We start from the raw sequence: 22891 nt of genomic DNA, 5'->3' as shown, positions 1-22891 counted from the left end.
ATAGTTCGGAGATTAGATAGTTAGATAAAATCCGGATTGAAATCTGTTACAATTGGAAGTTTGATTGTCACATGAGTAAATTCGCCCAATCGGCTATCTATATCAATATCGCCATTATGCAAATCAATAATTTTATAGGCTATAGCAAGCCCTAAGCCCAACCCTTGTTGTTCGTTTTTCATTCTGTTGAATTGCGTATATGAACTGATTTGGTCCAAAAAGTCAGACGGTATCCCAACACCCAAATCTTTGATGGAGATAACATACATTTTACCGTCAATGTGTGAATTAATAGAAACCTTGGTTCCTTCTTTCGAAAATTTGAAAGCATTATCCACCAATTCATCTATGATTTTCGCTAAATATTCTTCGCCTATTTTGATAACCGCACTTACTAAATGAACATCGAGGTCAGATAATCGGGAGTATTTGTTGGACCTGATTATTGCTTGTTCTTTAATTATTGATTCGCAATATGGACTGTACTGCGAATGCAATGCTTGAATATCTTTCATACTTGTAGCAATGACAGAAAGCCGAGTGTGATAAATAAAGTTTTCAAATAAGTTGTTCAATCTGGCAGCTGAATTTTTTATATCAATTATAATATCTTCTATATCTTCATCACAATCATCTTTTTTTGATTTCAAGAAATTTAAAAGATAATTGGACATTCCCATGATTTCGTTGATTGGTGTTCTCACTTCATGCGGAATTGACATACTTAGGTTCAGTTTGAGATTCTCGATTTTTTCACCAAGCTGGGTATTATTTTCAACTAATTCTATTGTTCGCGAAGCGATTAATTGGTCTAATAGTACTTGTGTTTTTTGATTTTGGGAAGATAAATATTGATTTTCTAAAAAAACAGCTATATAACTCGAAAAATAATGTAATAATTTTAATATAAATAACTCGGATTGAGAATAATCGTGATTTGAAGAAATAATTACTAATCCCTTGACAGATTTAATGCTTATGAGGGGCAAAATCAAATGATAAATATCTTGACTCTCAGAATGTGATTGGTAGTAGGTTGCATTTTGTAAGGAATTACCAATATCTCCATCTTCTGACAAAATCTCGAAAGTCGAAATATAAAAATCATGCATATTAGCAGGAAGACTTCTTTTCAAAATAAAATCATAATTAGTTTCATCAAGTACAAAGAATCCCGCTGATAATGATTTTGTATATCGAATAATTATTTTAAGAGACTCATTTATAAAATCGAATCCGGTATTGGTATTAGAAATTCTACTACTAATATCTTGAATTTCAAGAATCAAATTATTTAAAGTTATTTCTTTATTCTTATTTTGGATTTTCATTTTAAATCTTTAAAATTGCGTAAGCGCTTTCAGTTGTTGAGATAATTGATTGGTGCATTTCTCCAAAAGTATTGGGAGGCAATTTAAGTACACTCCATACTTTGAAGTTTGGCTGAGGCACAAAAACATCTCCTAAAATTTCTGTTTCCATCATAATTGAAATGATATTCGCAATATGTACGCAAGATAACAGAATATCCGTTCTCCCAATAATCGAACCATGATTGTGATATTTTATGATATTTCTTAAATCGGTAGGGAGATGCCATTTTTCGGCTAACATTCCGCCTACAATGTCATGAGTTGTACCATACTTTTCGAATTCTAAATCTATTAGTCTTCTAGAAGTATCTTTAGCTTCGGTAATTAAGTTGTCGTATTCATCTTTAAACGAATGTATGAAGAATAATTTACCAATATCATGCAAAATACCGGCAATGAAAAAGTCTTCTGTATCCTTAAGCCCAAGTCTAACACTCAATAGTTTTGAAACCACTCCGACGGAAATCGAATGTTTCCATAAATGGACAATATTTGCATTGCTTGAGTTACCAACTTGAGAAAATATATCCATCACTGAGAGAGCTAATAGAACATTTTTGACTTCGTTGAAACCAAGATAAAAAACTGCTTGACTTATTGTATTGATTTTGCCTTGAATAGAAAATAACGAAGAATTTGCAATTTTCAGTAATTTTGAAGCTGATGATTGGTCGCGTGAAATCACATCTGTTACATCTTGAATTGTAGAACGAGGGTTGGAGAGCACATTCATCAATGAAGTGTAAATTGTTGGTAAAGTCGGGAAATGCTTTGATTTGTTGAGATAGTATTCTATTCTGTTGTCCATAGTGTTATTGAGTTTTTTCGACAAAAAATAAAGTTCCTAATTTTAGCAAGTCTTCTTCATTCCGATTTCTGGGTTGCCATTTTACATGACGCATTAATTTTTCGAAAGCTAATTCAAGTTGTAATTCGCTGTATTTTACAACTTGCTCGTTTGAATCAGTCTTGATTTTCACGCTTTGAATATTCCAAGTCTTCAAAATGTTTATATGTTTCTGATTCAGCTCGACTCCACCGGCAATTAATGTCTGCCCGAAACTGTTCAACACCGGTTCAGCCAATATACTACCGGGTTCCAATTCGTTCAAATTTACTGATTTTGCCATTTTTTAATTCCGTTTTCTACAGTTTAAAAACTTAATTATACGTTTTTTTAATGCACTAAAACATTTTTTTAGTCATTAGCTAAACTTTTCAACGAATCGCATATGCGAATATAGAAAGATTTGACTAATAAAACAAGAATTATTTCAATGTTTACCATTGTTTTGATAAAAAAAATCTCCGGCTCAATAAATTAAACAGGAGATTTTCAAAGATTATTAGGGATTTAATTCTTACTTTTTTCGTACCAAACTTGGCTAAGTTGCACCACAGTTTCAACTGCTTTGGCTAAGAAATCTATAGAAACCCATTCTGTCTTACTATGAAAGTTTTGACCACCGGTATAGATATTCGGAGTGGGGAGACCCATTGCTGTTAATCTCGAACCGTCTGTACCACCACGAATCGGACTCCAATATGGGTTTGTTCCGGCTCTTTCGCAAGCTTCCCAAAGATAGTCGAGCCCTTCGGGTTGGGATTCGAGCAATTCCAACATATTTCTGTAGTACTCAACAATTTCGAGCTCCAATATTACTTTTGGATGTTTTGCTTGAACTTGGGCTACGATTTTTTCCATCATAACTTTTTGTGTGTCGAGTCCTTCGGTTTTGAAATCACGGAATAATAAATGTAATTCTGAATGTTCTACTGTTCCCGTGACTTTATGAGGGTGAATGTATGGTTGGTAGCCATCTGTAGTTTCCGGAGCCATATCGGCGGGTGTCAATGCGATGACTTCAGCGATTGCACGAATAGAATTGACCATAATATCCTTGGCATACCCTGGATGAATGTCGCGACCTTTTGCACGGATGATGCAAGCATTTGCCGAAAAAGTCTCTTTGTTAATTTCGCCGGGTAACTCGCCATCGAGTGTATAGGCGTACTTGCAATTGAATTTTTCTACATCGAAATGATTTGCACCACGTCCGATTTCCTCATCAGGTGTGAATCCAATTCTTATGTCACCATGAATGATTTGGGGATTGTCCAATAAATATTTAACTGCGGTCATGATTGCTGCAACGCCGGATTTGTCGTCCGAGCCTAATAGCGTTGTGCCGTCAGTAGTCACGATTGTATGCCCGATGCACTTATCCAAACCGAGTGATTCGGCAGTTTTGATTACAACGCTTGTGTCATTTGGCAGAACAATATCGCCACCTTTGTAATTTTCGATTATCTGTGGATTTACATTTGCTCCGGTCGTATCAGGCGAAGTGTCCACATGGGCTATAAATCCGATTGCCGGAACTTTGCCATAAGCTGTGTCATCAGTGGGGATATTCGAAGGTAACGTTGCATAAACATAGCATTTGTCGGAAATTTCCACATGTTTCAAACCAAATGCTTTCAACTCTTCGACGAGCAAATTTGCTAAATCGAATTGCTTTTGTGTACTTGGTGTATTGCTTGATGCAGGGTCTGACTGGGTATCAATTTTTACGTAGCGGAGTAATCTCTCTAAAATTTCATTCTTCATTTCTTAACTTTATAAAATTTGACAAAAAATATCCTACAAAATATTGATTTTTCCACAAATTTACAAGTTTTATTGAACTTTATTCTATAGAAAAATGTCGAATTTTTAAAAGTTAAAGTACATAAGAGCTACATATATAGTTATACCTAATGCGATACGATAATATATGAATACAAAAGTGCTGTGCTTTTTCAAGAAATTGATAAGAAAATCAATTGCATAATAGCCACTGATGCCCGAAAAGATGGTTGCAACAATCAAATTGATTGCTTCGCTACCGTCAATGTAATCCATTGCTTGATACACGCTCAATAATCCACTTGCTAAAATTGCCGGAATTGAAAGTAAGAAGGAAAATCTTGCAGCCGTTTCTCGGTTCAAGCCCATGAACAATCCGGCTGTAATCGTCGTTCCTGAGCGAGATGAACCCGGTATCAGAGCTACGCATTGAGCAAGTCCGATTATGATGGAATCTTTGATTGTGATTGCTTTCATGTCTTTGGTTCGTGTGGATACTTTCTCGGCGAGGGCGAGAATAAGAGCCAATCCTATCAAACTACCGGCGATGACGTTGAGTTCTTTCGTAAAGCTGCCTTCTATGAAATCTTTGAGCAAAAGCCCTACTATTACTATCGGAATTGTACCTATGATCATGAGCCAGCCCATTCTGGATTCGTAGCTTTGTTCCTTAAAGGATTTTCGTTTGCTTAAATTTTCGGACAAAAAGGATTTTGGGATTTGGTAAATATCAGTTCTGAAGTAAAACAGTACAGCTACCAAAGTTCCCAACTGTATGATAGCGATAAATGCGGTCCACTTTTCGGGAGAATCGGGGTCAATCAGTCCCATTAGGTGTCCTGCTATAGTAAGATGTGCTGTGCTACTGATTGGAATGAATTCCGTCAACCCTTGGATGATGCCTAAAATAATTGCTTCTATGATGCTCATTCAAACTTTTTTTCAATTTTTCAACAATAAGTTTGTAAAGTACAGCATAAATTCATATTTTAAAAATTTTGTTTTAAACAATATTTACATTTTATTATTGAAAATCACAGATTGAATGAGCGGACTCCAGAAAAATCTCTTAAAATGGTCTTTAACTTTGGTGCTAATTATCGGTTCGACCTACTTAGCAGTTAAAGACATTAACTTTGACGAACTCGTATCGGTACTGAAAGGGGCGAATTATTTATGGGCAATTGTGCCTATACCGATAATCATCTTGTCGCATTTCATTCGTGCTATTCGTTGGAAAACAATCCTTAAGCCAATTCAAGAACCCGGACCAACGATTAATTTATTTTCGGCGGTGATGGTAGGGTACTTTTTTAATGCAATTTTGCCGCGTCTGGGCGAATTTGTCAGACCTTATGTGTATGCCAAGCGGCGCAATACGTCGGTATCGAGCGCTTTTGCCACAATCATTGTCGAGCGAGTAATTGATGTTTTTACGCTCGGCTTTTTGTTTGTCATAGCATTCATAATTTCTCGGGATAAAATAGTTGATATGATTCCCGGTGTTGATGCAGAGCGAATCGTCTTCTTTTCGGTTTTTGTGCTCATAATTTTGTTGTTTGGCTTTTACCCTCCATTTGTAAATGTTGTGTTGCGATTTCTCGTCAAACCATTTTCAGAAAAAGTGTATTTGCGATTGACCGATATGTTTGCCAAGTTTCGAAAAGGATTTACCATTATCAAAACACCCGGCTCGTATTTAAGATTGGGTGTAGAATCACTTTTGATTTGGGCTTGTTATGCGTTACCAATGTACATCATGTTTTTCTGTTTTGATTTCCATACTTATATTGATGTTCAGCTATCAGATGCGCTATTTTTGGTTATCGTTTCGGGTATTGGGGTAACAATAGCCCCGACTCCAAGCGGAATCGGGGTAATACACTTTTTGATTATGTATGCTATGATGGGGCTTTATGGATTGAAAGAAGAAACTGCTTTAGCATATGCCACTATCAATCACGCAGTTGGTCTTATGGTTCAAATCATTGTTGGCGGATTATTCCTAATACGGGAACGTTCTGCAAAATTTTCGCTCAAAGGCACAATGAACACTGATGATTTAGAACATCAGTCTTGAGTGCCTGCGGGCAATTTCGGTTCTACCATAATAACTTCTTCTTTGCTGACGACGACTGCTCCAATGTTTCCACCTTTGGGTTTCCGGACGAACTTCTTAAAAGTATAAATCACCGGAACATATTTTGCATTTCTGGCGCCACTATAATACGCTGCAAGCTCTGCCGCTTTCTCCAAAATGTGCTTCGGTGGTTTTTCGGGCTTGTTTAATTTCAGCACCACATGCGAACCACTCGTTCCTCGCGCATGAAGCCACAAATCATTAGGCTTTGCAAATCTCATCGTCAATTCGTCATTATTTGCGGCATTTTTGCCGACGTAAACTGTGAATCCTTCGCCAAGTTCAAATTTTTTGTATTTGTCTTCAGGTGTTTTCTTTTCAAATTCCATTTTTATCGAGAGTAAATGTTTGAACTTTTCTTTGAATTTTTCTAAACTTTTGACGTTTTCGATTGCTTCGAACTCAAGTATCGCTTCGTTGATTGTTTCAATTCGTTTTTCAATGCTTGGTATCCGTTTTGCCCTCGATTTCAGCTCTAATTCAGCAGTTTTCGACTTCTGAAAATAATATGTAGCATTTTTGTAAATGCTATATTTGGGTTCGAGCTTGATTTTGTGGACTACTCCGTTCTCATCTTCCATTTCGAGCAATTTTCCGGGGTGTTCGGCATTTTCGGGGTATGACATCAACAAATCGCCAATCGTCTTATAATCTTTAATACTTTTCAGAAGATTCTCATCATTTTTCATTGATTGAAGTTGCTTCTGATTTTTGGATAATGAGAACTGTAGTGCCTTTTTAATATCGGAGCTCAATTTATCAAAGTTGCCGGAGCTAATATTCTTTGATATTGCAAAACCGATTGCATCACTTATTGAATCAAATTGCTTAGCTAATGGATACTTTGTGAGAGATGTCAGCGAAAAGATGTATGAATCATCGTCTTCGTAAACCATATAGACCGGGTCATATATTAGTTTGTCACGAAATTTGTCGCAACTGTCGAGCAACAAATCAATATCGGCTCCCGGTAATTCACCAATTGGCATATCGGGATTCAAACCGTTCTTATTTAACAACTCATCTGTATAGATTGAGCCGAACAAATAATCCGACGATGCGACTGCTTTTCGTGTGATAGTTTCCGAATTGAAATCATTTATTGACGGAATCACGCGAGATTCAACAACAAATTTTTCGCCCATATGTTTGCTTGGGTTTTTAAATGCATCAATGATAGTATCATCTCTGTTTGTGATGAAAACATTGCTGTTTTCACCTCCGAACAATACAAAATATGCTAAAGTATTGATGAATCTTATACGAATTATTCGCTCTTTTTCAAATACTTCGCAAGATTGGAAAAGCTCATCAGTGATTTCTTCGAGCAATGAGACAGAATTTTTACCTGCACGAGCAAATTGATTACGGATAAATATCGCGTCATGTTTGCCATCGGAGCGGAAAATCAAATATTTAGATGTCTTAGTATCGCAAAGTTCGATAACAAGCGAATCACTTTCTTGAGTCCAACACTCTTTTACTGCAAAACCGGATAAATTGTTAATTTCATTGCATAAATGGAGTAAAGTATAATAATTTCGAATCATTTTTTTATTCTATGTTTTGGATTTGCTCTCTTATTCGTTCCAATTCTTCTTTGGTCAATACTACGAGCTGAGAAATATAAGAATCTGATGCTTTAGAGCCAATAGTGTTGATTTCTCTGTTCATTTCCTGAAGCAAAAAGTTCAATTTTCTGCCGGATGGCTCATTAGATTTGATTGTTTCGTTGAAAAATTTGAAATGCGAATACAATCGTACGCACTCTTCCGAAATATCAAGTTTATCGGCGAGAAGTACCATTTCAGTTTGCAAACGTTGCTCGTCATATTCATCACTTTCGAACATTTGGGCAATTCTTTGTTTGAGTCTTTCGCGTTCGGCAGGAATTTTTTCGATGCCGAGTTTTTCGATTTTATTCACATTTTCAGTGATTTTTTTCAATCTGTTAGTAATATCGTTGAGTATTTGCTTACCTTCTTTGGTGCGCATCATATCAAGCTTTTTGAGAGCTTCTCGAAGGACTTTCACGACTACTTTCATGATTTCTTCTTCATCAGCGGAATCTTGCTGACCGACGAAATAATTAGAAAACGCAAGTAGATTATCAAGTTTAATGGTTTCTTTAAACTTGAAATTTTTCTTGAGCGCTTGGAGTTGGTCGTAAACGTGAGTTGCAGCAGAATCATTTATAATGAATTGGCTCTGATTTGCGTCAAGTTCGAGATTGACGTTAATATTAACGGAACCGCGAGTCATGTTTCGCTTTACGATGTCACGAACTTCGTTCTCTCTGTGTTGTATTGCTTTTGGTAAACGGCATCCTAATTCGAGGAATTTGCCGTTCAAACTTCTTAGTTCAATCACGATGCTAATTCCATTTTCGCTTAATTCAGCTTTGCTGAATCCTGTCATGCTTTTAAACATATTAAATTCTCTTTATAATTTATTATTTTGTAAATATTGTTCGTATTCTTTTCTGTATTCCGCAACATAGTTAATATAATTGTATGGAGTGCTTTTTACTCGTTCAATTTCGGTGGGTTTAAGTTCGCGGATAACTTTGCCCGGCACTCCTGCGATTAATGTCATCGGTGGCACTACAAAGCCCTCACGCACTACCGTTCCGGCAGCCACAAGAGCATATTCGCCAACTACTGCACCATCCAAAACGTTTGCACCAATTCCAATCAAGCAACCTTCCTTCAATGTGCAACCATGAACTGTAACCGAATGTGCGATTGAGACATTTTGTTCGATTATAAGGGGCCAAACCTTGTTCGTAACGTGAAGCATACTCATATCTTGGATGTTGGAGTTATCACCGATTCGGATATAATTCACATCACCACGAATTACGCTGTTGAACCAAACCGAAACATTTTCGCCTAATTCTACATCGCCAATGATTCGGACACCTTCGCAAATAAAAGCCGATTCGGGAATTGTTGGTGTAATCCCGTGATGAGTAATAATAGAGCCGCTTTTTCCATTTTCAAATTTCATAATGTTTACCTTTACTTCCGCTTTCCTATGTTGAATGTGCCATAGGGATATTCATTGCTACAAGCAAACAGACCAAGCAAAAATATAAAACTGATAATATAGATAACTTTTTTTAAATACATTTTGTATAAATTCACAGTGATTGCAAATGTTTAATTTTTTGTTCTCACAATTCTAAAACCAATGTTGTTAGAAAGAATTTCGGGAATAGTTCTATTAGAAGACCTCGCATATGATGCTCCATCATTATATGAACCACCACGAATTACATGTCTCGAGCCGGAATCAGGACCTTTAGGGTCATTACCGGGGCTTGATGAATAATAATCGAGTAAATACCAATCCCAGCACCATTCCCAAACGTTTCCGTGCATATCATGCAATCCGAATTGATTAGGAGATTTGGTTCCTACGGGATGTGGCTTCAAGCCCGAATTATCACTAATCCAACACATTTCATTGATTATACCTGTTCCGGCGAAATCACCTTCTGTGCCTGCTCTGCACAAAAATTCCCATTCGGCTTCAGTCGGCAATCGCCATCCGTTTGAATTTTCGTTCCATAATATTTGTTCACCGACAAATCTGTATGCCGTATCTAAATTTTGTGCTTTTGATAATGCATTGCAAAATTGCACAGCATTAAGCCAACTGACATTATAAACCGGCAGCCTGAAATCTGCTGTCAGCGATGGATTTCGGCGCATCATATTGCTATACTGTCTTTGCGTAACTTCAAATTTTCCTACTTCAAGCGTCTTAGTGATTGTCACATCATGTTCGGGAAATTCATCTACCGAATTTGAGTTAGAGCCCATTTTGAATGTTTTGCCAACTATCTCTACCACTTCAATTGGAGGATATTTGATGACCTTAAGTGCAACCGCGTTGCTTGAATTAAAGCTGATATTAACCGTTATATCTCCGCTTGATGCCGAATCCGGCACTCGGAACTTGATTTGATTAGTTTGCCAAGTGATACATTCATTATGTCCTACAAAGGAGTTACCGCCAATATTCACCGTTGCCGACGATATTCCAAATCCAAGATAATTGCCTGTGATTGTGACCGTATCACCAATATGCGCAGTTGTGGGAGAGATTGATAGTATCTCCGGGTCACCGCTCGGTACGTTTGGGTCTGCATCGTTGCAGGATGTCAAAAAAGCTATCAAAGCAAATACTGTGATTAGAATTGTAATCTGATTATATTTCATTCTAAAAGACTGTTTATATACAAAATACAAATATAATCATTATATCTTCAATGTTATACCACACTTATTAATTACATTTGTGATTTGTATTTGAACAATGATTGAAATTAACTTAGAAAATATCACAAAAGTATATTCAGGCGGCACCAAAGCCGTTGATTCGGCATCATTCAATATTAACAAAGGCGAATTTGTTGTTTTGGTCGGTCCTTCGGGATGCGGCAAAACTTCAATCCTTAGAATGATTGCGGGCTTGGAGGACATTAGCTCGGGCAATTTGTATTTCGACGGCAAAATTTTCAATAATTTACCGCCGAATGAAAGGTCTGTTGGGATGGTATTCCAGAACTATGCACTGTATCCGCATCTTTCGGTTTACGATAATTTAGCTTTCCCTTTGAAAATCAAAAAAGTCAACAAGAGCGAAATCAAAACTCAAGTTGAAAAAATCGCCCAAATTATAGGGCTTAGTAACGATATAAATAAAAAGCCAAAGCAACTTTCCGGTGGGCAACGTCAGCGAGTAGCATTGGGGAGAGCCTTGATTCGCAAACCTGATGTTTTTTTGTTCGATGAGCCACTCTCCAATCTTGATGCCAAATTGCGAGTACAGATGCGAACTGAGATTATCCAACTTCATAGGGAATTTGGCACAAGCTCGGTATATGTCACTCACGACCAAACTGAAGCGATGACTATGGGCGATAGGATTGTGGTCATGAATGGCGGCAAAATCAATCAAATTGACACTCCTCAGAAAATTTATGATTACCCGTCGGATATTTTCACGGCACAATTCATCGGTAGTCCACAGATGAACTTCTTTGATGCAACGTCTATACAAAATCAGTCAATAAAATTATTAGACAATGATTTCGATATACATTTACAATCTGAACTTAAGAGCGATTCCGGCGATGTAAAAACATGTGGCATACGTCCTGAAGACATTATTTTGAGCGATTCGGAAAGCGATTCTTTCAAAATAAAAGTTCTGAACGTCGAATTTCTCGGCTTTGAGCAACTCATTTATTTCGATTTTTTCGGGAGTCTCAAATCAATCAGATATAATCTTGACAAACAAATTTTACCGAACGATATTATTAATATCAAGTTCAACAATTCAAAATTGCATTTATTCAATTCAAACGGAAATAGGGTTAATTAAATAAAATGATTTCATGTAACAATATTGGTATTCACTTTGGCGGCAGAACATTATTCGATAATGTGAGTTTTGTTGTCAACTCTCGCGACAAAATCGGCTTGATTGGTCGTAACGGTTCAGGCAAATCTACTTTGATGAAAATTTTGTCGGGTTACGAAGAACCTTCAGCCGGCAGGATTATTTTCCCAAGTTATTTCAAAGTCGGCTATTTGTCCCAAGACCCGCAGATTCATTCTGACGTCACGGTTTTGGAAGAAGCCGAATCTGCACTGACAGAAATCAAATCGAGCGAATCAGATTTTGAAAAATTGACTGAAGAAGTATCAAATAGGACTGATTATGAATCTGAGGAATATTTTGAACTTCTTGAGACTATGTCGCATCTGAGCGAAAGGCTTAAAATTCTTGAGTCTCATTCAGCACAAGGCGATGTCGAAATGATTTTGATCGGGCTTGGCTTCACACGCAAAGATTTGAATCGATTAGTTACCGAGTTTTCCGGTGGATGGCAAATGCGTATCGAACTCGCCAAAATCCTAATCAACAAGCCTGATTGTATCTTGCTCGATGAGCCTACGAATCACTTAGATATCGAATCAATTCGTTGGCTAGAGTTGTTTCTCAAAAACTATGTCGGCTCCGTGATTCTGGTTTCCCATGATAGAAAATTTTTAGATAACATCACAAATCGCACAATCGAAATCACAAACCAAAGAGTTTACGACATGCCGTATAAATATAGTGATTTCATGATGAAGCGAGACGAACAACGCCAAAGTGAAGTCGCTACATTACGCAATCAAGAGCGCGAAATAGCTCAAATCGAACGATTTGTGGAAAGATTCCGCTCAAAAGCTTCGCTTGCTTCTCGCGTTCAATCTCGTGTCAAAAAATTGGAAAAGATGACCGTTGTTCAATTGGAAGATGTTGATACATCTACGGTTAATATTCGATTTCCTACTCCACCGCGTTCCGGCAGACTTGTTGTCGAAGTGACAAATCTTTCGAAAAGTTACGATGAATTGAACGTATTGAAAGGTGTTGATTTTGCGTTGGAAAGAGGGGAGAGAGCTGCTTTTGTTGGGAAAAATGGTGAAGGTAAATCTACTTTTTCGCGTATTATTGCCGGTATCGAGAGCTTCGAAGGCAACGTAAAAATCGGCGAGAGTGTAGTTACAGGTTACTATGCACAGCATCAAGCAACTATGCTTTCGGGTGACAGCACCGTTTTTGAAATTATTGACAATGCTGCCACAGGGGAGATGCGTACTCAGGTTCGTCATTTATTAGGTGCTTTCCTATTCAGTGGCGATGATATTTACAAACGCGTAAAAGTTCTCTCAGGTGGCGAGAAATCCCGTCTGGCATTGGCTAAATTATTGCTCACTCCGAGTAATTTGCTGATTCTCGATGAGCCAACAAATCACTTGGACATGTTAACCAAGGACGTTTTGAAATCTGCATTGATGGATTACGAAGGCACTTTGATAGTTGTATCCCATGACCGTGAATTTCTCGAAGGTTTGACCGATAAAACTTTTGAATTCAAAAACCGCAACGTTAAGGAATATCCCGGAGATATTGACTATTACTTGACAAAGACGGAAATCGGAGACTTGAATTTGATAAAATCGGATTCTCCGTCAAACAAAAATGATGACACTCCATCTGAAGACAAAGCCTCAGGCTCACAATTACGCCGTGAAAAGCGTAAAGAGATGCAACGAGATTTAGGTAAAATAGTCAAACAAATCGCTGCTCTTGAAAAAGAGATTGCGGATTTGGAGGAAAACATGCAAAAGTACGATGCACTATTTAACGACGCAGAATTTTGCAATAATAAGCAAAAATATTCCAAAGCACGCTCCGAATATGATTCATTCGCTAAACGCTTGAATCAATGTATGGAGTCATGGTCTAATTTGAGCCAAAATCAAGAAACATTGCAGAACGAAATCAACGAGAATTAAGATTGGCTAAGGCTTTTTGAGCATCAGGGTTGTTTGGATTAATTTTCAAAGCATGCTCATAAGCCTTTTTGGCATTATCCATACGTTGGTATAGCGATTCAAATTGACCCAAGCTAAATATGGAATGAGACACAACTTCGACTAATGAATGACCAATCGAACCCTCCGTGACTTTTGACGATTCGATGAAACGATTCAAATCCGGAATCTCGAATTGTATATCTTTGGGTACTGTACCGACGCGATATAGCCTTATGGCAAGTCCTTCGGGTACAACTTCGTAGCCACGAATCATATCTTCCTCAGTTCTCAAAATGTCTAAGGTGATATATACGGGTCTTTTGTCAATATTGGATTCAATTATCTTTCTGAACAATGCCACGAAATTTTGCTGAATGAACGGATAAGAATTCGGTGGAAGCCCGGACTCGAAGAGTTCAAGGTCATTTGAATATGATTTCAGCTCATTTTCGGCATCATCGAAAATTGTCGGGTGCCATTGTTGCAATTGCAGTGGATACCAAGTACGACGCATTAGCTCTTTGCCAATCCACCAAACATCATTCCGCATTCCTTCGATTTCCCGGAAATAGATGAATGCAGAATTCCAGAAGTCCCATTGAGCAGAGATAATGATAGCATCTTTATCTAAGCCGTTTACCAAAGTTGTAGTGTATTCGTGAACCAATACATCGCCCGACTTGTCATTAGTTTTGAGGTTAAGTGCAATATTTATAATTGGAATAAGTAGCAGTGCATATACAAAATTTCTGTTCCTTCTGAGCAAATCTGCCGAAGCAACGATTGCAAATGGGAATAATGAAATTATAGCCAATGCGTAATATGCCTCGATGTCGTGAATTGAATAATTAGATGCGTAAATTATACATGCTAAAACATTAACCGCAAAGAAGATATAGACTGCTCGCATGTTAGTTTTGCGAACCATGAAGAAGCCCATGAAAACCAAAATCAAGCCTATAATCCCAAATTGAAAAGGTAAATCTTGAATGAACTCGCCAAGATTTGCAAAAAAAGCATCCAAATCCGAAAACATCCAACCTTGGTATTGCTTACCTTGAGTGTGATATAGGAATTTGTCGAAACTGCGATGCACCCATCCCCAATTAAATGTCGGCAATGCAGCACTTCGCAAAGGTAAGTATATATATAATGCCAATCCGGAGATAAACAGCGCCCCCATATACGCTATGAGCGAACTGAAACTGAGTTGTTTATGTTGGGTGTCATTCTCGCTTTTGGCAGATGTATGATGCGTTTTGCGTTCTTTGAAAATACTATAAAAAAGTAGTATTCCGCCGGGAACTAAAAGCACAGTTGTCATATGATTTGCAAATCCAAGCCCGAACATAAAAGCTGTAGCCAATAGGTAGAAATTGCCGGATACATTTATATACGAACGCAAAAGCACGAATATGAGTAGATTAAATATCAACATTTGAAGCGAATAAACTTCGATTGCCACTGCTTGTGCCCAAATTGTCAATGCAAAAGCATATGAAATCGCCAATACTGCGGAAAGTTTGTTTATCAAATCTTCATCGGACAGTAAGCTCACATATTCAGGTTTGATTTTCTTCTTTTTGTTGATTTGCTCGCGTTTGATTTCCCTACATAGATGTGTAGATAAGTCGCGAATCCATGCAAAGAAAACCACAGCTGATAATGCTGTCCAGAGTGAAGCAAGTAAATTCAGTTTATAAACGTTTGACATAGGCAATGGGAGCAATGTCCATAAGTACCCGAGTATTGTAAATAGGGGATAGCCGGTTGGGTGTGCTATCCCGAGCGAAGAGCAAGCTCCGGCAAGTTCGCCACTATCTGTAAAAGTGACCGATGGTGTCACAGTACCAAAATATACTACAATCGCAACAAAAAATACGATTGCCACAGCAAAATTGTAATTTAATTTCATTTACCTTCTTTCCAAAACATAGTTTATTCGTTTTTGCATTGCGAAATCATACAAAGTTAACTTTCTTACATTATAAAATGCAAGCCAAAAACTTTGCAAATTTTGCACTAATGCTCGAAACGCCATGTCCTTCTCGCTTTGGGCAATAAAAAAAGAATTCAAATCAATTTTGCCGATTATATAACGATTCTTTGCTACGTCGAATCTACGTGCTGCAATTGTATCTGCTTTTGTGGAAATTTCGACTTGACGCCTTAGCTGATTCAACCTCTCAGTCAGATATCTTACTTCAGTTTCAAAATTCATCCTTTGCAATTCGCTATCCGAAATTATTCGGTTTTTGTCTTGCAATGCAGCTTCGATTGTTCCGGAACCTTTACCCCAAGTGAAAATTGGCAATTGAATCGTGACGTCGAACCGTTGCCTATCGAGCAAATCCCTGTATATCATATCAAATTGTCCTGCAGCTTGATTCAAACCAAATGAAGCAAAAATGTCCGCATTTATTCTGTTATTGCTTTCGGCTCGTTGCAATGCCATATCAGCCTCTTGATTTCTTATTTCAAGGTCAATTATTCGAGGGTTGTTCATCACAGCATATCTTACGGCTTCGTCCGGCGAAATGTCTATTTGCGGAATGTCTTTTGGCGGAATTATACTGATTTTATCGCTTCCTGTATATCCAATTGTAATTTTCAATTCGTCCAATGTTCTTCGGTATTCCAATTCAGCACTGCTAAAAGAATTATTAGCATTCAACAATGCAAGTTCGCTTTGGAGCAAATCATTTTCGGCGATTTTCCCTACCGAAAACCTTCCTTCGGAAAGTCTGAACAAAGTATCATTTACAGCTACGTTTTGTTCGGAATTTTTCAAATTCATCTCGGACAAGTACAAATCAAAAAATTTACGGGTGACATTGATTGCAATATCTTCCATTTCCTGGTTGAACTCATCGTCGGATTTGGAATCCATCAGTTCACGGATTTTCCTTTCCCAAGTCATAGAATTGTACCTGAATAGCGGTTGTCGGTATGTTACTTGGAACGGTGTGCTCCGCCATAGCGTATAATCATTAGTTTGATAGACATCAAGTTTGGTTATGCCACTTGCAATAGATAATTCGGAATTGAGAAATGGGATTTTTTGGGATAATGTCAGTGCACCTGAAGTGAATAGTTGGCTCTGCTCACGAAATAAAGTTGAGCCGTCGGGCTGAATAATCTGATTGATTTCTCTGTAAACTCCGGGAAATGATGCATTCAAATTCAACTGTGGATAAAAATCAGCGTAAAATGCTTGGGAGCGATTAGTCCGAGCCAGAAAGGAGTTCATTGCTTTTCGTGCATCAATACTATTTCTCTGAGCAAATGTTATACACTCATCCAATGTAAATTCGATACTATAAGCCTTAAATCCACTGAATAATAAAAATATTAAAATCAAAAATTTTTGCATTTTATTCATACCTCAAGAGTTCGATTGGGTTTTGTTTTGATGCTCGGCGAGCAGGTGTTATCCCGAAAATCAAGCCCACTGATATCGAAACAAAAAATGATAAGAAAACTGATTCGGGGGTGATAATAGTTGTGATTCCTGTAAGCATTTCAATTAATACCCCTGCTGCGACGCCCACAACTATTCCAATTACTCCACCGGTCATACTAATCGCAACTGCTTCCAATAAAAATTGCGTCAAAATATCCGACCTGCGAGCTCCGACAGCTTTGCGTATGCCAATTTCCTTCGTGCGTTCCATTACAGATGCAAGCATGATATTCATGATTCCAATTCCGCCTACAATCAACGAAATTGACGCTATTGCTCCAAGCACGATATTGAAGATGCGTTTTGTACTTTGTTCTTGTTGCAAAAGTAATTCCGGCACTACGATATCGAAATCTTTAACTCCATTATGTCGGCGCAGCAATAATCGCTCTATGATTTCAACTGATTTATTGATTTCTTCCGAATCCGCAAAATGAATAATAGCGCGGTCAACTTGGTGATAATTGGGGTCAATTTTAGCATTTTCATTTCCACGTTCTCTTATAAAATCTTGCTTGGTAACTAAAGAACGATTTATATATCTCAGAAGCATGGTGTTGATTGGGATATAAATATCAAGATTATAATCGCGAATATTCAAACTCTGAATATTTTCTTTGGACATACTGCGCTCGTCCATTATCCCGACTACTTTCAACCAATGTTCGCCACATTTTACAAATTTGCCGATTGGATCATCAGTCGGGAAGAGTCTCGTTTTCAGGCTGTAGCCTATTATACAAACGTTTTCTGCGAATTTATAATTGCTTTCTTGGAGAGGGTTGCCTTTGTTAAGCGAGAAGTTATTGATTTTGAAATATTCGGGCAAAATGCCGACTAATTTGATTTTCGTACTTAAACTCGAATGCATTGCATCTGTTTCGTATATGATTTCCGGGCTTGCATATGTTACAGATTTGACGATTTTTGTGATTGCCTCTAAATCGTTCAATGTCAACCCGGGAGTGAATTTTCCACTTGTGCTTTCTTTCTTATCACTATTCTCCTCGCTTTCATCGGAAATCTCCTGTTGTTTTTCTCTGTCTAATGGTACGATGATAATATTATTTGTCCCTAAAAGTTTCATCTTTTCGAGGATTGCTTGTTCGGCTCCGCTACCAATTGCAAGCATTGCAATTACCGATGAAACACCGAAAATTATACCCAAGGATGTAAGTACGGAGCGTAACTTATTCTGGATAATAGCTTCGGTAGCTATTCTGAAATTATATCCGAAATGTTTAATCATTTCTTATTTTTTGCAATAGTAATTAATTCCAATTCAGATTTTTCGGCTGGTTCGCTAAGTAAAATTTCATCGTCGGCAGTCAAGCCTGATTCAATCACCACTTCATTTTGATTCATAATCCCAATTTTGACTTCTTGTTTGACGATTTTGCTCTTTTCCTTTTTATACACAAAATAGACTTTTTCTTTATCAATATTATCTTCCGTGTGCAATCCTTCAAGTGGAATGTAGAGAGCCTTGTCCAATTTGTCAATCAAAATTTCATTGCTTGTGGTCATTGCCGGAAGGAGCGAAGAGTCCGTTTCGCTAAGTTCAATTACTACTTCAAAAACTTTTGCGTTCGAGCCACTTTTTTGTTCGCCAATATTTGCGACTTTGACTACTTTTCCGGTGATTCTCTTGTCGGGATTGGCATCCAAGCTGATTTTCACGGGTTGCTTTTCTTTGATTTTCTGAATATCTACTTCATTCACGTAAGTGACGGATTCCATAATCGTCAGGTCGGGCAATGTTGCAACAATCGGGTACCAGGCATCAACCGTTGAGCCGACCACTTTGCGTCTTCCGCTCCATTCTCGAGCGTATATCACCATCCCTTCTGCCGGTGCAAGTATCGTAAATTGGCTTAAAACATCATTATATTGATGCAATTTTTGTTGCTCTTTGACTAAATCGGTATAAATTACATTGATTTTGGCAATAGATTGTTTTACTTTTGTTTGGTAATTTTTCTGTGATTGTGTGAAATTCCTTTGGATTCTTTCATAATCAATCTCGGCTTGTCGGATGATGGATGGAGCTTCGTATTTTGATTGTTCCATAAGCAACTTCTTCTCTTCCATATTGAATTTCAAATTTTCCAATTCATCACGCGCACTGGACAAAGTCAATGAACTATCCAATTTTGATTGCAAAAATTGTGACTCATTTTTTTGAATATTGAGCTGAATATCTTTGATTTTTGTCATTATTTCGGATTTATCCAATTCGGCTACAAAATCGCCTTCTTTCACTATGGTGCCTTCCTCAACAATTTTGGTGATTTTCATTTGCCAGATTCCTACTGAACGGGCATGTTGAGGACCGCGAATTTCCATACTGTTCTTGGCTCGCAATTCTCCGGTAGTAGTAGCAAGTGACAGGAATTCGCCATAAATTGGTTTGACAGTTACATATTCGGTTGCAACTGCTTGGAAAAAGTTGAAATACGCCCAAACGGCAGCGCCAACTAACGCTAAAACAACAATTGTAATTATGATTTTTTTCATTTTTATAATACGAATTACTTTCAAATCAGTTTCAATGCAAGTTAAGCATTATTTATTTCGATTTTTGAACCACTTTCGATATTGGTTTACAAAAATCAAATGCTCTGAATATGTATCCGAAAAATTGTGCCAACCTGTATCATCAGGAGTCGCTACCATGTAGATATATTTGTGAGTTTCGGGTTCGACTGCTGCCAATATAGCTTTAGCACCGGGATTGTTGATTGGACCGGGTGGCAATCCCGCGTGTTTGTATGTATTATATTTGCTGTTATGTTCGAGGTCAGAATATAGTAATCGCTTCTTTTGTCCGAGTCCATATTGGACTGTTGGGTCTGCTTGTAGCCGCATATTTTTTTTCAGGCGATTATGATACAAGCCGCTGACCTTCGCTTTCTCGGCGTCAATTGGGGTTTCGGCTTCTATTATTGAGGCTAAAGTAATGATTTCATGTTTCGTAAGATTTACATTAGCTTTCTTACTTTCAATTTGCTTGTCCCATAACTTTTCAAATTCGTTCAATAGTCTGTCTATTATCATCCTTTCGTTTGCTGATGGCGGGAAATCATAAGTATTAGGCAATAAATATCCTTCAACATTCTTAGCAACTATTCCGCGAGATTCGAGCAATGAATCGCTTTCGCATAATGCTATAAATCGCTTTTGGGGAATTTTTGTTCGCTTTTCGATAATTTCTGCGATTTCAACATAAGTCAAACCTTCGGGAAATGTGATTTTCAAACTATGTTGATGGGTACCGCTCATGATTGCATCAATAAGACTTTGGTTTGTCATGCTTGAGTCGAATTTATAGTACCCGGCTTTTATAAATTTCTTTTCATTTCGGGCAACTAATCTAAAGTAAAATTTGAACAAGGATGACGGTTCCAAAGCATCATATCTGTTGAAAACCGAAATAATCGCAGATGTGCTCGCTCCTGTTGGTATTTCGATTATTTCATCTTTAGGGAATTCGACTGATTGTTTCAACACCGAAGCATAAAAATAAAATATTGCGAGTGCCACAAGTAAAATAAAAAATAAAAATACAATTGAAATCTTTTTCATATGTTCACGTCATAATATGTAATGCTTTGTAGCAATATAATTTTTTGAAATAAATTCAACTGTAAAATTACAAATAAAATTTGGAGTAATCGAAATGTCTATTAGAGTTTTCTTTCCGGGCAACAAAAAAGTGTATGCCGAACAAAATGGATTTGTCATCCAAACCGACCAACCGCAAAGCGGTGGTGGAGACGCTTCTGCACCATCGCCTTATGAATTATTTTTAGCTTCCTTAGCCACTTGTGGCGGCATCTTCGTTAAAGGTTTTTGCGATAGTCGCGGAATTCCGGCAGATAATATCGAACTTATCCAAGACCTTAAATATGATTCAGTCAATCGTCGAGTATCGCAAATTAAGATTGCAATCAACGTTCCACCTGAGTTTCCGGCAGAATATTATCAAGCATTAGTCAATGCGGTCAATCATTGCTCGGTGAAAAAATTAGTTTACGACCCACCCGAGTTCGTGGTCGAAACTGTAGTCAAAGCATAATTTTTCAAATCCCGTAAGTTCAAATTACGGGATTTTTGCTATTTAGAGCAATAAAATTCAAAATGCTGCCGTAAATATTGTTATTTTTGTACTTTCCGAATGAATCAAAGTGAGAAATTATGCCTGTAAATTGTGGAATTGTAGGGTTGCCAAATGTTGGCAAAACGACAATATTCTCGGCTCTAACAGCAACAAAAGCCGAAACATCTAATTATGCCTTTAGCACTATAGACCCGAATTTTGGGACAGTTGATGTGCCCGACAAAAGACTTTTCATGATTACCGAACTTATCAAACCCCAAAAGACAATCCCGACTACAGTTGAATTCGTTGATTTGGCAGGGCTTGTACGGGGCTCATCAAAAGGGGAGGGCTTAGGCAATCAATTTCTGGGAAGTATCCGCCAAGTTGGTGCTATTATCCATGTAGTGCGATGTTTTGACGATGAAAATATTCATCACGTCGAAACTACAATTGACCCTATTCGCGACATTGAAACAATAGAAATTGAATTAGCTTTTGCTGACCTCGAATCTATCAGCCGCAGAATTGAAAATCTTGGCAAACAGCTTCGCTCGAATGATAAACTAATATCGGAAAGAGCTAAGATTCTCGAACCGATTTTACAGAAAGTTTCCGACAATTTGCTTGACGGAATTCCTGTCCGCAAAATGGATTTGACTGATGAGCAGCTCTTCGCAATGAAAGATTTGAATCTCATTACATTGAAGCAACAAATTTATTGCTGTAATGTTGACGAGCAATCTCTTGCCGCAGACAATGACTACGTCAAGGCTGTTAAGCAATTTGCTCAAACTAACGGTTCAGACGTTATCGTAATTTGCGGAAAATTGGAAGCGGAAATTTCTGAACTTGAATCCCCGGAAGAGCAAAAAGAATTTTTAGATTCTGCCGGACTCGAAGAATCAGGTTTAGACCAATTAATCAGGGCTGCGTACCATTCTTTGGATTTGCAGACTTATTTCACAGCCGGTGAGAAGGAAGTTAGGGCTTGGACTTTCAAACGCGGAATGAAAGCACCCCAAGCAGCCGGAATCATTCATAGTGATTTTGAACGTGGATTTATCAAAGCAGAAATCTACCATTGTACAGACTTATTTGAACTCAAAACCGAAGCAAAATTGAAAGAAAACGGTAAAATGCGTCTCGAAGGCAAGGAATATATCGTCAAAGATGGCGATGTGATTCATTTCCGATTCAATGTCTAATTTTATTCAGTGATTTCAATTTTGTCTTGATAACCTTGATTAGTCATATTTTCGATTAATTGCGATTTGAAACTTTGAAATAAATTTCGAGTATCAACATCATCATTTTCGGAAATTGAAATCGTATGCTTTGAATTGGTAAATTTGATTGTCAAATATTCTCGGACATCCGCAACATGTTTTGTGTTGCTGATTTTGATTGATTCGACTTTGTCCCAACTGAACTCAAAGCCCTTGCCGTTTTTGAGATTATTTTCTTTGATTCCAATTTTATCAATCTCAAATTCAGAATCATAAATCAAAGCATATTTAACAACTCCGAAATACACTGCCAGAACTAAAATAGCAGCAACAAATGTTGCTAAAACGAAATATATGTCTCTGTGAGTTTTGAGCAAATATAGTACAAGAAAATAAAATCGGTAGCATCGCTACAAAAAAATATAGCATCTGAACGCGTAATTCGTCTATAGTCTGTAACCGTAAATCTGAACTTTTGCATATTTCACTCAAAATATATGATTAATTGCAATTCAATATTTTGTAAAATAAGCAAAAATTACCTTATATGTGTTTTGTTGTAACAATTTTTCC

At 37.5% G+C, this 22891-nt stretch carries 20 protein-coding genes; 5 read left to right on the top strand and 15 right to left on the bottom strand.

Annotated features, from left to right (window positions below; genetic code table 11):
- Positions 1-20: 20 nt before the first annotated feature.
- The 5 genes from M9949_07015 to uppP form a co-directional block, all read right to left on the bottom strand.
- Positions 21-1331: a sensor histidine kinase gene (locus M9949_07015; GenBank protein ID MCO5251156.1), complete on the bottom strand. Its 1311-nt coding sequence runs from the start codon at positions 1329-1331 to the stop codon at positions 21-23.
- Between the two features lies 1 nt (position 1332).
- The gene (locus tag M9949_07010) at positions 1333-2181 is read right to left on the bottom strand and encodes an HDOD domain-containing protein (GenBank protein ID MCO5251155.1); all 849 of its coding nucleotides are present in this window, start codon (positions 2179-2181) and stop codon (positions 1333-1335) included.
- A gap of 4 nt (positions 2182-2185) precedes the next feature.
- Entirely contained in the window at positions 2186-2503 is a 318-nt protein-coding gene (locus M9949_07005; protein ID MCO5251154.1) for a hypothetical protein, read from the bottom strand.
- Positions 2504-2727: 224 nt separating this feature from the next.
- Positions 2728-3984, bottom strand: a complete 1257-nt coding sequence (gene pepT / locus M9949_07000; protein MCO5251153.1) for a peptidase T — start codon at positions 3982-3984, stop codon at positions 2728-2730.
- 105 nt (positions 3985-4089) lie between these two features.
- Positions 4090-4932, bottom strand: coding sequence for an undecaprenyl-diphosphatase UppP (gene uppP / locus M9949_06995; GenBank protein ID MCO5251152.1), 843 nt, complete (start codon positions 4930-4932; stop codon positions 4090-4092).
- A gap of 115 nt (positions 4933-5047) precedes the next feature.
- Here uppP and M9949_06990 point away from each other — a divergent pair, with 115 nt between their 5' ends.
- Positions 5048-6082 (top strand): flippase-like domain-containing protein, encoded by a 1035-nt coding sequence (locus tag M9949_06990; GenBank protein MCO5251151.1) that lies wholly within the window; start codon positions 5048-5050, stop codon positions 6080-6082.
- On the opposite strand, the gene M9949_06985 is transcribed toward M9949_06990, so the two are convergent.
- The 4 genes from M9949_06985 to M9949_06970 form a co-directional block, all read right to left on the bottom strand.
- Positions 6073-7692 carry an NFACT RNA binding domain-containing protein gene (locus tag M9949_06985; GenBank protein MCO5251150.1) on the bottom strand — a complete coding sequence of 540 codons (1620 nt, stop codon included), beginning with the start codon at positions 7690-7692 and terminating at the stop codon, positions 6073-6075. The genes M9949_06990 and M9949_06985 overlap by 10 nt on opposite strands.
- Positions 7693-7696: 4 nt before the next feature.
- Positions 7697-8572 carry a YicC family protein gene (locus M9949_06980; protein MCO5251149.1) on the bottom strand — a complete coding sequence of 292 codons (876 nt, stop codon included), beginning with the start codon at positions 8570-8572 and terminating at the stop codon, positions 7697-7699.
- Between the two features lie 12 nt (positions 8573-8584).
- Positions 8585-9151 (bottom strand): gamma carbonic anhydrase family protein, encoded by a 567-nt coding sequence (locus tag M9949_06975; GenBank protein MCO5251148.1) that lies wholly within the window; start codon positions 9149-9151, stop codon positions 8585-8587.
- Between the two features lie 152 nt (positions 9152-9303).
- On the bottom strand, positions 9304-10368 hold the full coding sequence (locus M9949_06970) for an SUMF1/EgtB/PvdO family nonheme iron enzyme (GenBank protein ID MCO5251147.1): 1065 nt from the start codon (positions 10366-10368) through the stop codon (positions 9304-9306).
- 97 nt (positions 10369-10465) lie between these two features.
- Between M9949_06970 and M9949_06965 the strand changes: the two genes are divergently transcribed.
- Both M9949_06965 and M9949_06960 read left to right on the top strand, forming a co-directional pair.
- Entirely contained in the window at positions 10466-11536 is a 1071-nt protein-coding gene (locus M9949_06965; GenBank protein MCO5251146.1) for an ABC transporter ATP-binding protein, read from the top strand.
- A 5-nt stretch (positions 11537-11541) separates the two neighbouring features.
- Positions 11542-13506 carry an ABC-F family ATP-binding cassette domain-containing protein gene (locus tag M9949_06960; GenBank protein ID MCO5251145.1) on the top strand — a complete coding sequence of 655 codons (1965 nt, stop codon included), beginning with the start codon at positions 11542-11544 and terminating at the stop codon, positions 13504-13506.
- Here the strand turns inward: M9949_06960 and M9949_06955 are convergent.
- Genes M9949_06955 through mltG form a run of 5 tightly spaced genes read right to left on the bottom strand, consistent with a single transcriptional unit; the run spans position 13493 to position 20575 of the window.
- Positions 13493-15442 (bottom strand): DUF2723 domain-containing protein, encoded by a 1950-nt coding sequence (locus tag M9949_06955; GenBank protein ID MCO5251144.1) that lies wholly within the window; start codon positions 15440-15442, stop codon positions 13493-13495. The genes M9949_06960 and M9949_06955 overlap by 14 nt on opposite strands.
- A complete protein-coding gene (locus M9949_06950) occupies positions 15443-16900 on the bottom strand; it encodes a TolC family protein (protein MCO5251143.1) in 1458 nt (485 codons plus the stop codon).
- Between the two features lies 1 nt (position 16901).
- Positions 16902-18239, bottom strand: coding sequence for an ABC transporter permease (locus M9949_06945; GenBank protein MCO5251142.1), 1338 nt, complete (start codon positions 18237-18239; stop codon positions 16902-16904).
- The gene (locus M9949_06940) at positions 18236-19507 is read right to left on the bottom strand and encodes an HlyD family secretion protein (GenBank protein ID MCO5251141.1); all 1272 of its coding nucleotides are present in this window, start codon (positions 19505-19507) and stop codon (positions 18236-18238) included. The genes M9949_06945 and M9949_06940 overlap by 4 nt, the downstream gene beginning before the upstream one ends.
- Before the next feature lie 48 nt (positions 19508-19555).
- Positions 19556-20575, bottom strand: a complete 1020-nt coding sequence (mltG, locus tag M9949_06935; GenBank protein MCO5251140.1) for an endolytic transglycosylase MltG — start codon at positions 20573-20575, stop codon at positions 19556-19558.
- A 94-nt stretch (positions 20576-20669) separates the two neighbouring features.
- Here mltG and M9949_06930 point away from each other — a divergent pair, with 94 nt between their 5' ends.
- Both M9949_06930 and ychF read left to right on the top strand, forming a co-directional pair.
- Complete coding sequence (locus M9949_06930) at positions 20670-21068, top strand: OsmC family protein (GenBank protein MCO5251139.1); 399 nt, start codon at positions 20670-20672, stop codon at positions 21066-21068.
- Positions 21069-21187: 119 nt separating this feature from the next.
- Positions 21188-22297 carry a redox-regulated ATPase YchF gene (gene ychF, locus M9949_06925; GenBank protein MCO5251138.1) on the top strand — a complete coding sequence of 370 codons (1110 nt, stop codon included), beginning with the start codon at positions 21188-21190 and terminating at the stop codon, positions 22295-22297.
- A 2-nt stretch (positions 22298-22299) separates the two neighbouring features.
- On the opposite strand, the gene M9949_06920 is transcribed toward ychF, so the two are convergent.
- Complete coding sequence (locus M9949_06920) at positions 22300-22695, bottom strand: hypothetical protein (protein ID MCO5251137.1); 396 nt, start codon at positions 22693-22695, stop codon at positions 22300-22302.
- Between the last annotated feature and the right edge of the window lie 196 nt (positions 22696-22891).

It is taken from the genome of Candidatus Kapaibacterium sp. (genome assembly GCA_023957315.1).
In the GTDB taxonomy this organism is placed as follows: Bacteria; Bacteroidota; Ignavibacteria; order Kapaibacteriales; family UBA2268; genus PGYU01.
This window is presented reverse-complemented; position numbering and strand designations above follow the sequence as displayed.

Bases quoted from the DNA above. Each gene is read 5' to 3' on its own strand.
- M9949_07015 (MCO5251156.1), bottom strand. From the start codon at position 1,331: ATGAAAATCCAAAATAAGAATAAAGAAATAACTTTAAATAATTTGATT.
- M9949_07010 (MCO5251155.1), bottom strand. From the start codon at position 2,181: ATGGACAACAGAATAGAATACTATCTCAACAAATCAAAGCATTTCCCG.
- M9949_07005 (MCO5251154.1), bottom strand. From the start codon at position 2,503: ATGGCAAAATCAGTAAATTTGAACGAATTGGAACCCGGTAGTATATTG.
- pepT (MCO5251153.1), bottom strand. From the start codon at position 3,984: ATGAAGAATGAAATTTTAGAGAGATTACTCCGCTACGTAAAAATTGAT.
- uppP (MCO5251152.1), bottom strand. From the start codon at position 4,932: ATGAGCATCATAGAAGCAATTATTTTAGGCATCATCCAAGGGTTGACG.
- M9949_06990 (MCO5251151.1), top strand. From the start codon at position 5,048: ATGAGCGGACTCCAGAAAAATCTCTTAAAATGGTCTTTAACTTTGGTG.
- M9949_06985 (MCO5251150.1), bottom strand. From the start codon at position 7,692: ATGATTCGAAATTATTATACTTTACTCCATTTATGCAATGAAATTAAC.
- M9949_06980 (MCO5251149.1), bottom strand. From the start codon at position 8,572: ATGTTTAAAAGCATGACAGGATTCAGCAAAGCTGAATTAAGCGAAAAT.
- M9949_06975 (MCO5251148.1), bottom strand. From the start codon at position 9,151: ATGAAATTTGAAAATGGAAAAAGCGGCTCTATTATTACTCATCACGGG.
- M9949_06970 (MCO5251147.1), bottom strand. From the start codon at position 10,368: ATGAAATATAATCAGATTACAATTCTAATCACAGTATTTGCTTTGATA.
- M9949_06965 (MCO5251146.1), top strand. From the start codon at position 10,466: ATGATTGAAATTAACTTAGAAAATATCACAAAAGTATATTCAGGCGGC.
- M9949_06960 (MCO5251145.1), top strand. From the start codon at position 11,542: ATGATTTCATGTAACAATATTGGTATTCACTTTGGCGGCAGAACATTA.
- M9949_06955 (MCO5251144.1), bottom strand. From the start codon at position 15,442: ATGAAATTAAATTACAATTTTGCTGTGGCAATCGTATTTTTTGTTGCG.
- M9949_06950 (MCO5251143.1), bottom strand. From the start codon at position 16,900: ATGCAAAAATTTTTGATTTTAATATTTTTATTATTCAGTGGATTTAAG.
- M9949_06945 (MCO5251142.1), bottom strand. From the start codon at position 18,239: ATGATTAAACATTTCGGATATAATTTCAGAATAGCTACCGAAGCTATT.
- M9949_06940 (MCO5251141.1), bottom strand. From the start codon at position 19,507: ATGAAAAAAATCATAATTACAATTGTTGTTTTAGCGTTAGTTGGCGCT.
- mltG (MCO5251140.1), bottom strand. From the start codon at position 20,575: ATGAAAAAGATTTCAATTGTATTTTTATTTTTTATTTTACTTGTGGCA.
- M9949_06930 (MCO5251139.1), top strand. From the start codon at position 20,670: ATGTCTATTAGAGTTTTCTTTCCGGGCAACAAAAAAGTGTATGCCGAA.
- ychF (MCO5251138.1), top strand. From the start codon at position 21,188: ATGCCTGTAAATTGTGGAATTGTAGGGTTGCCAAATGTTGGCAAAACG.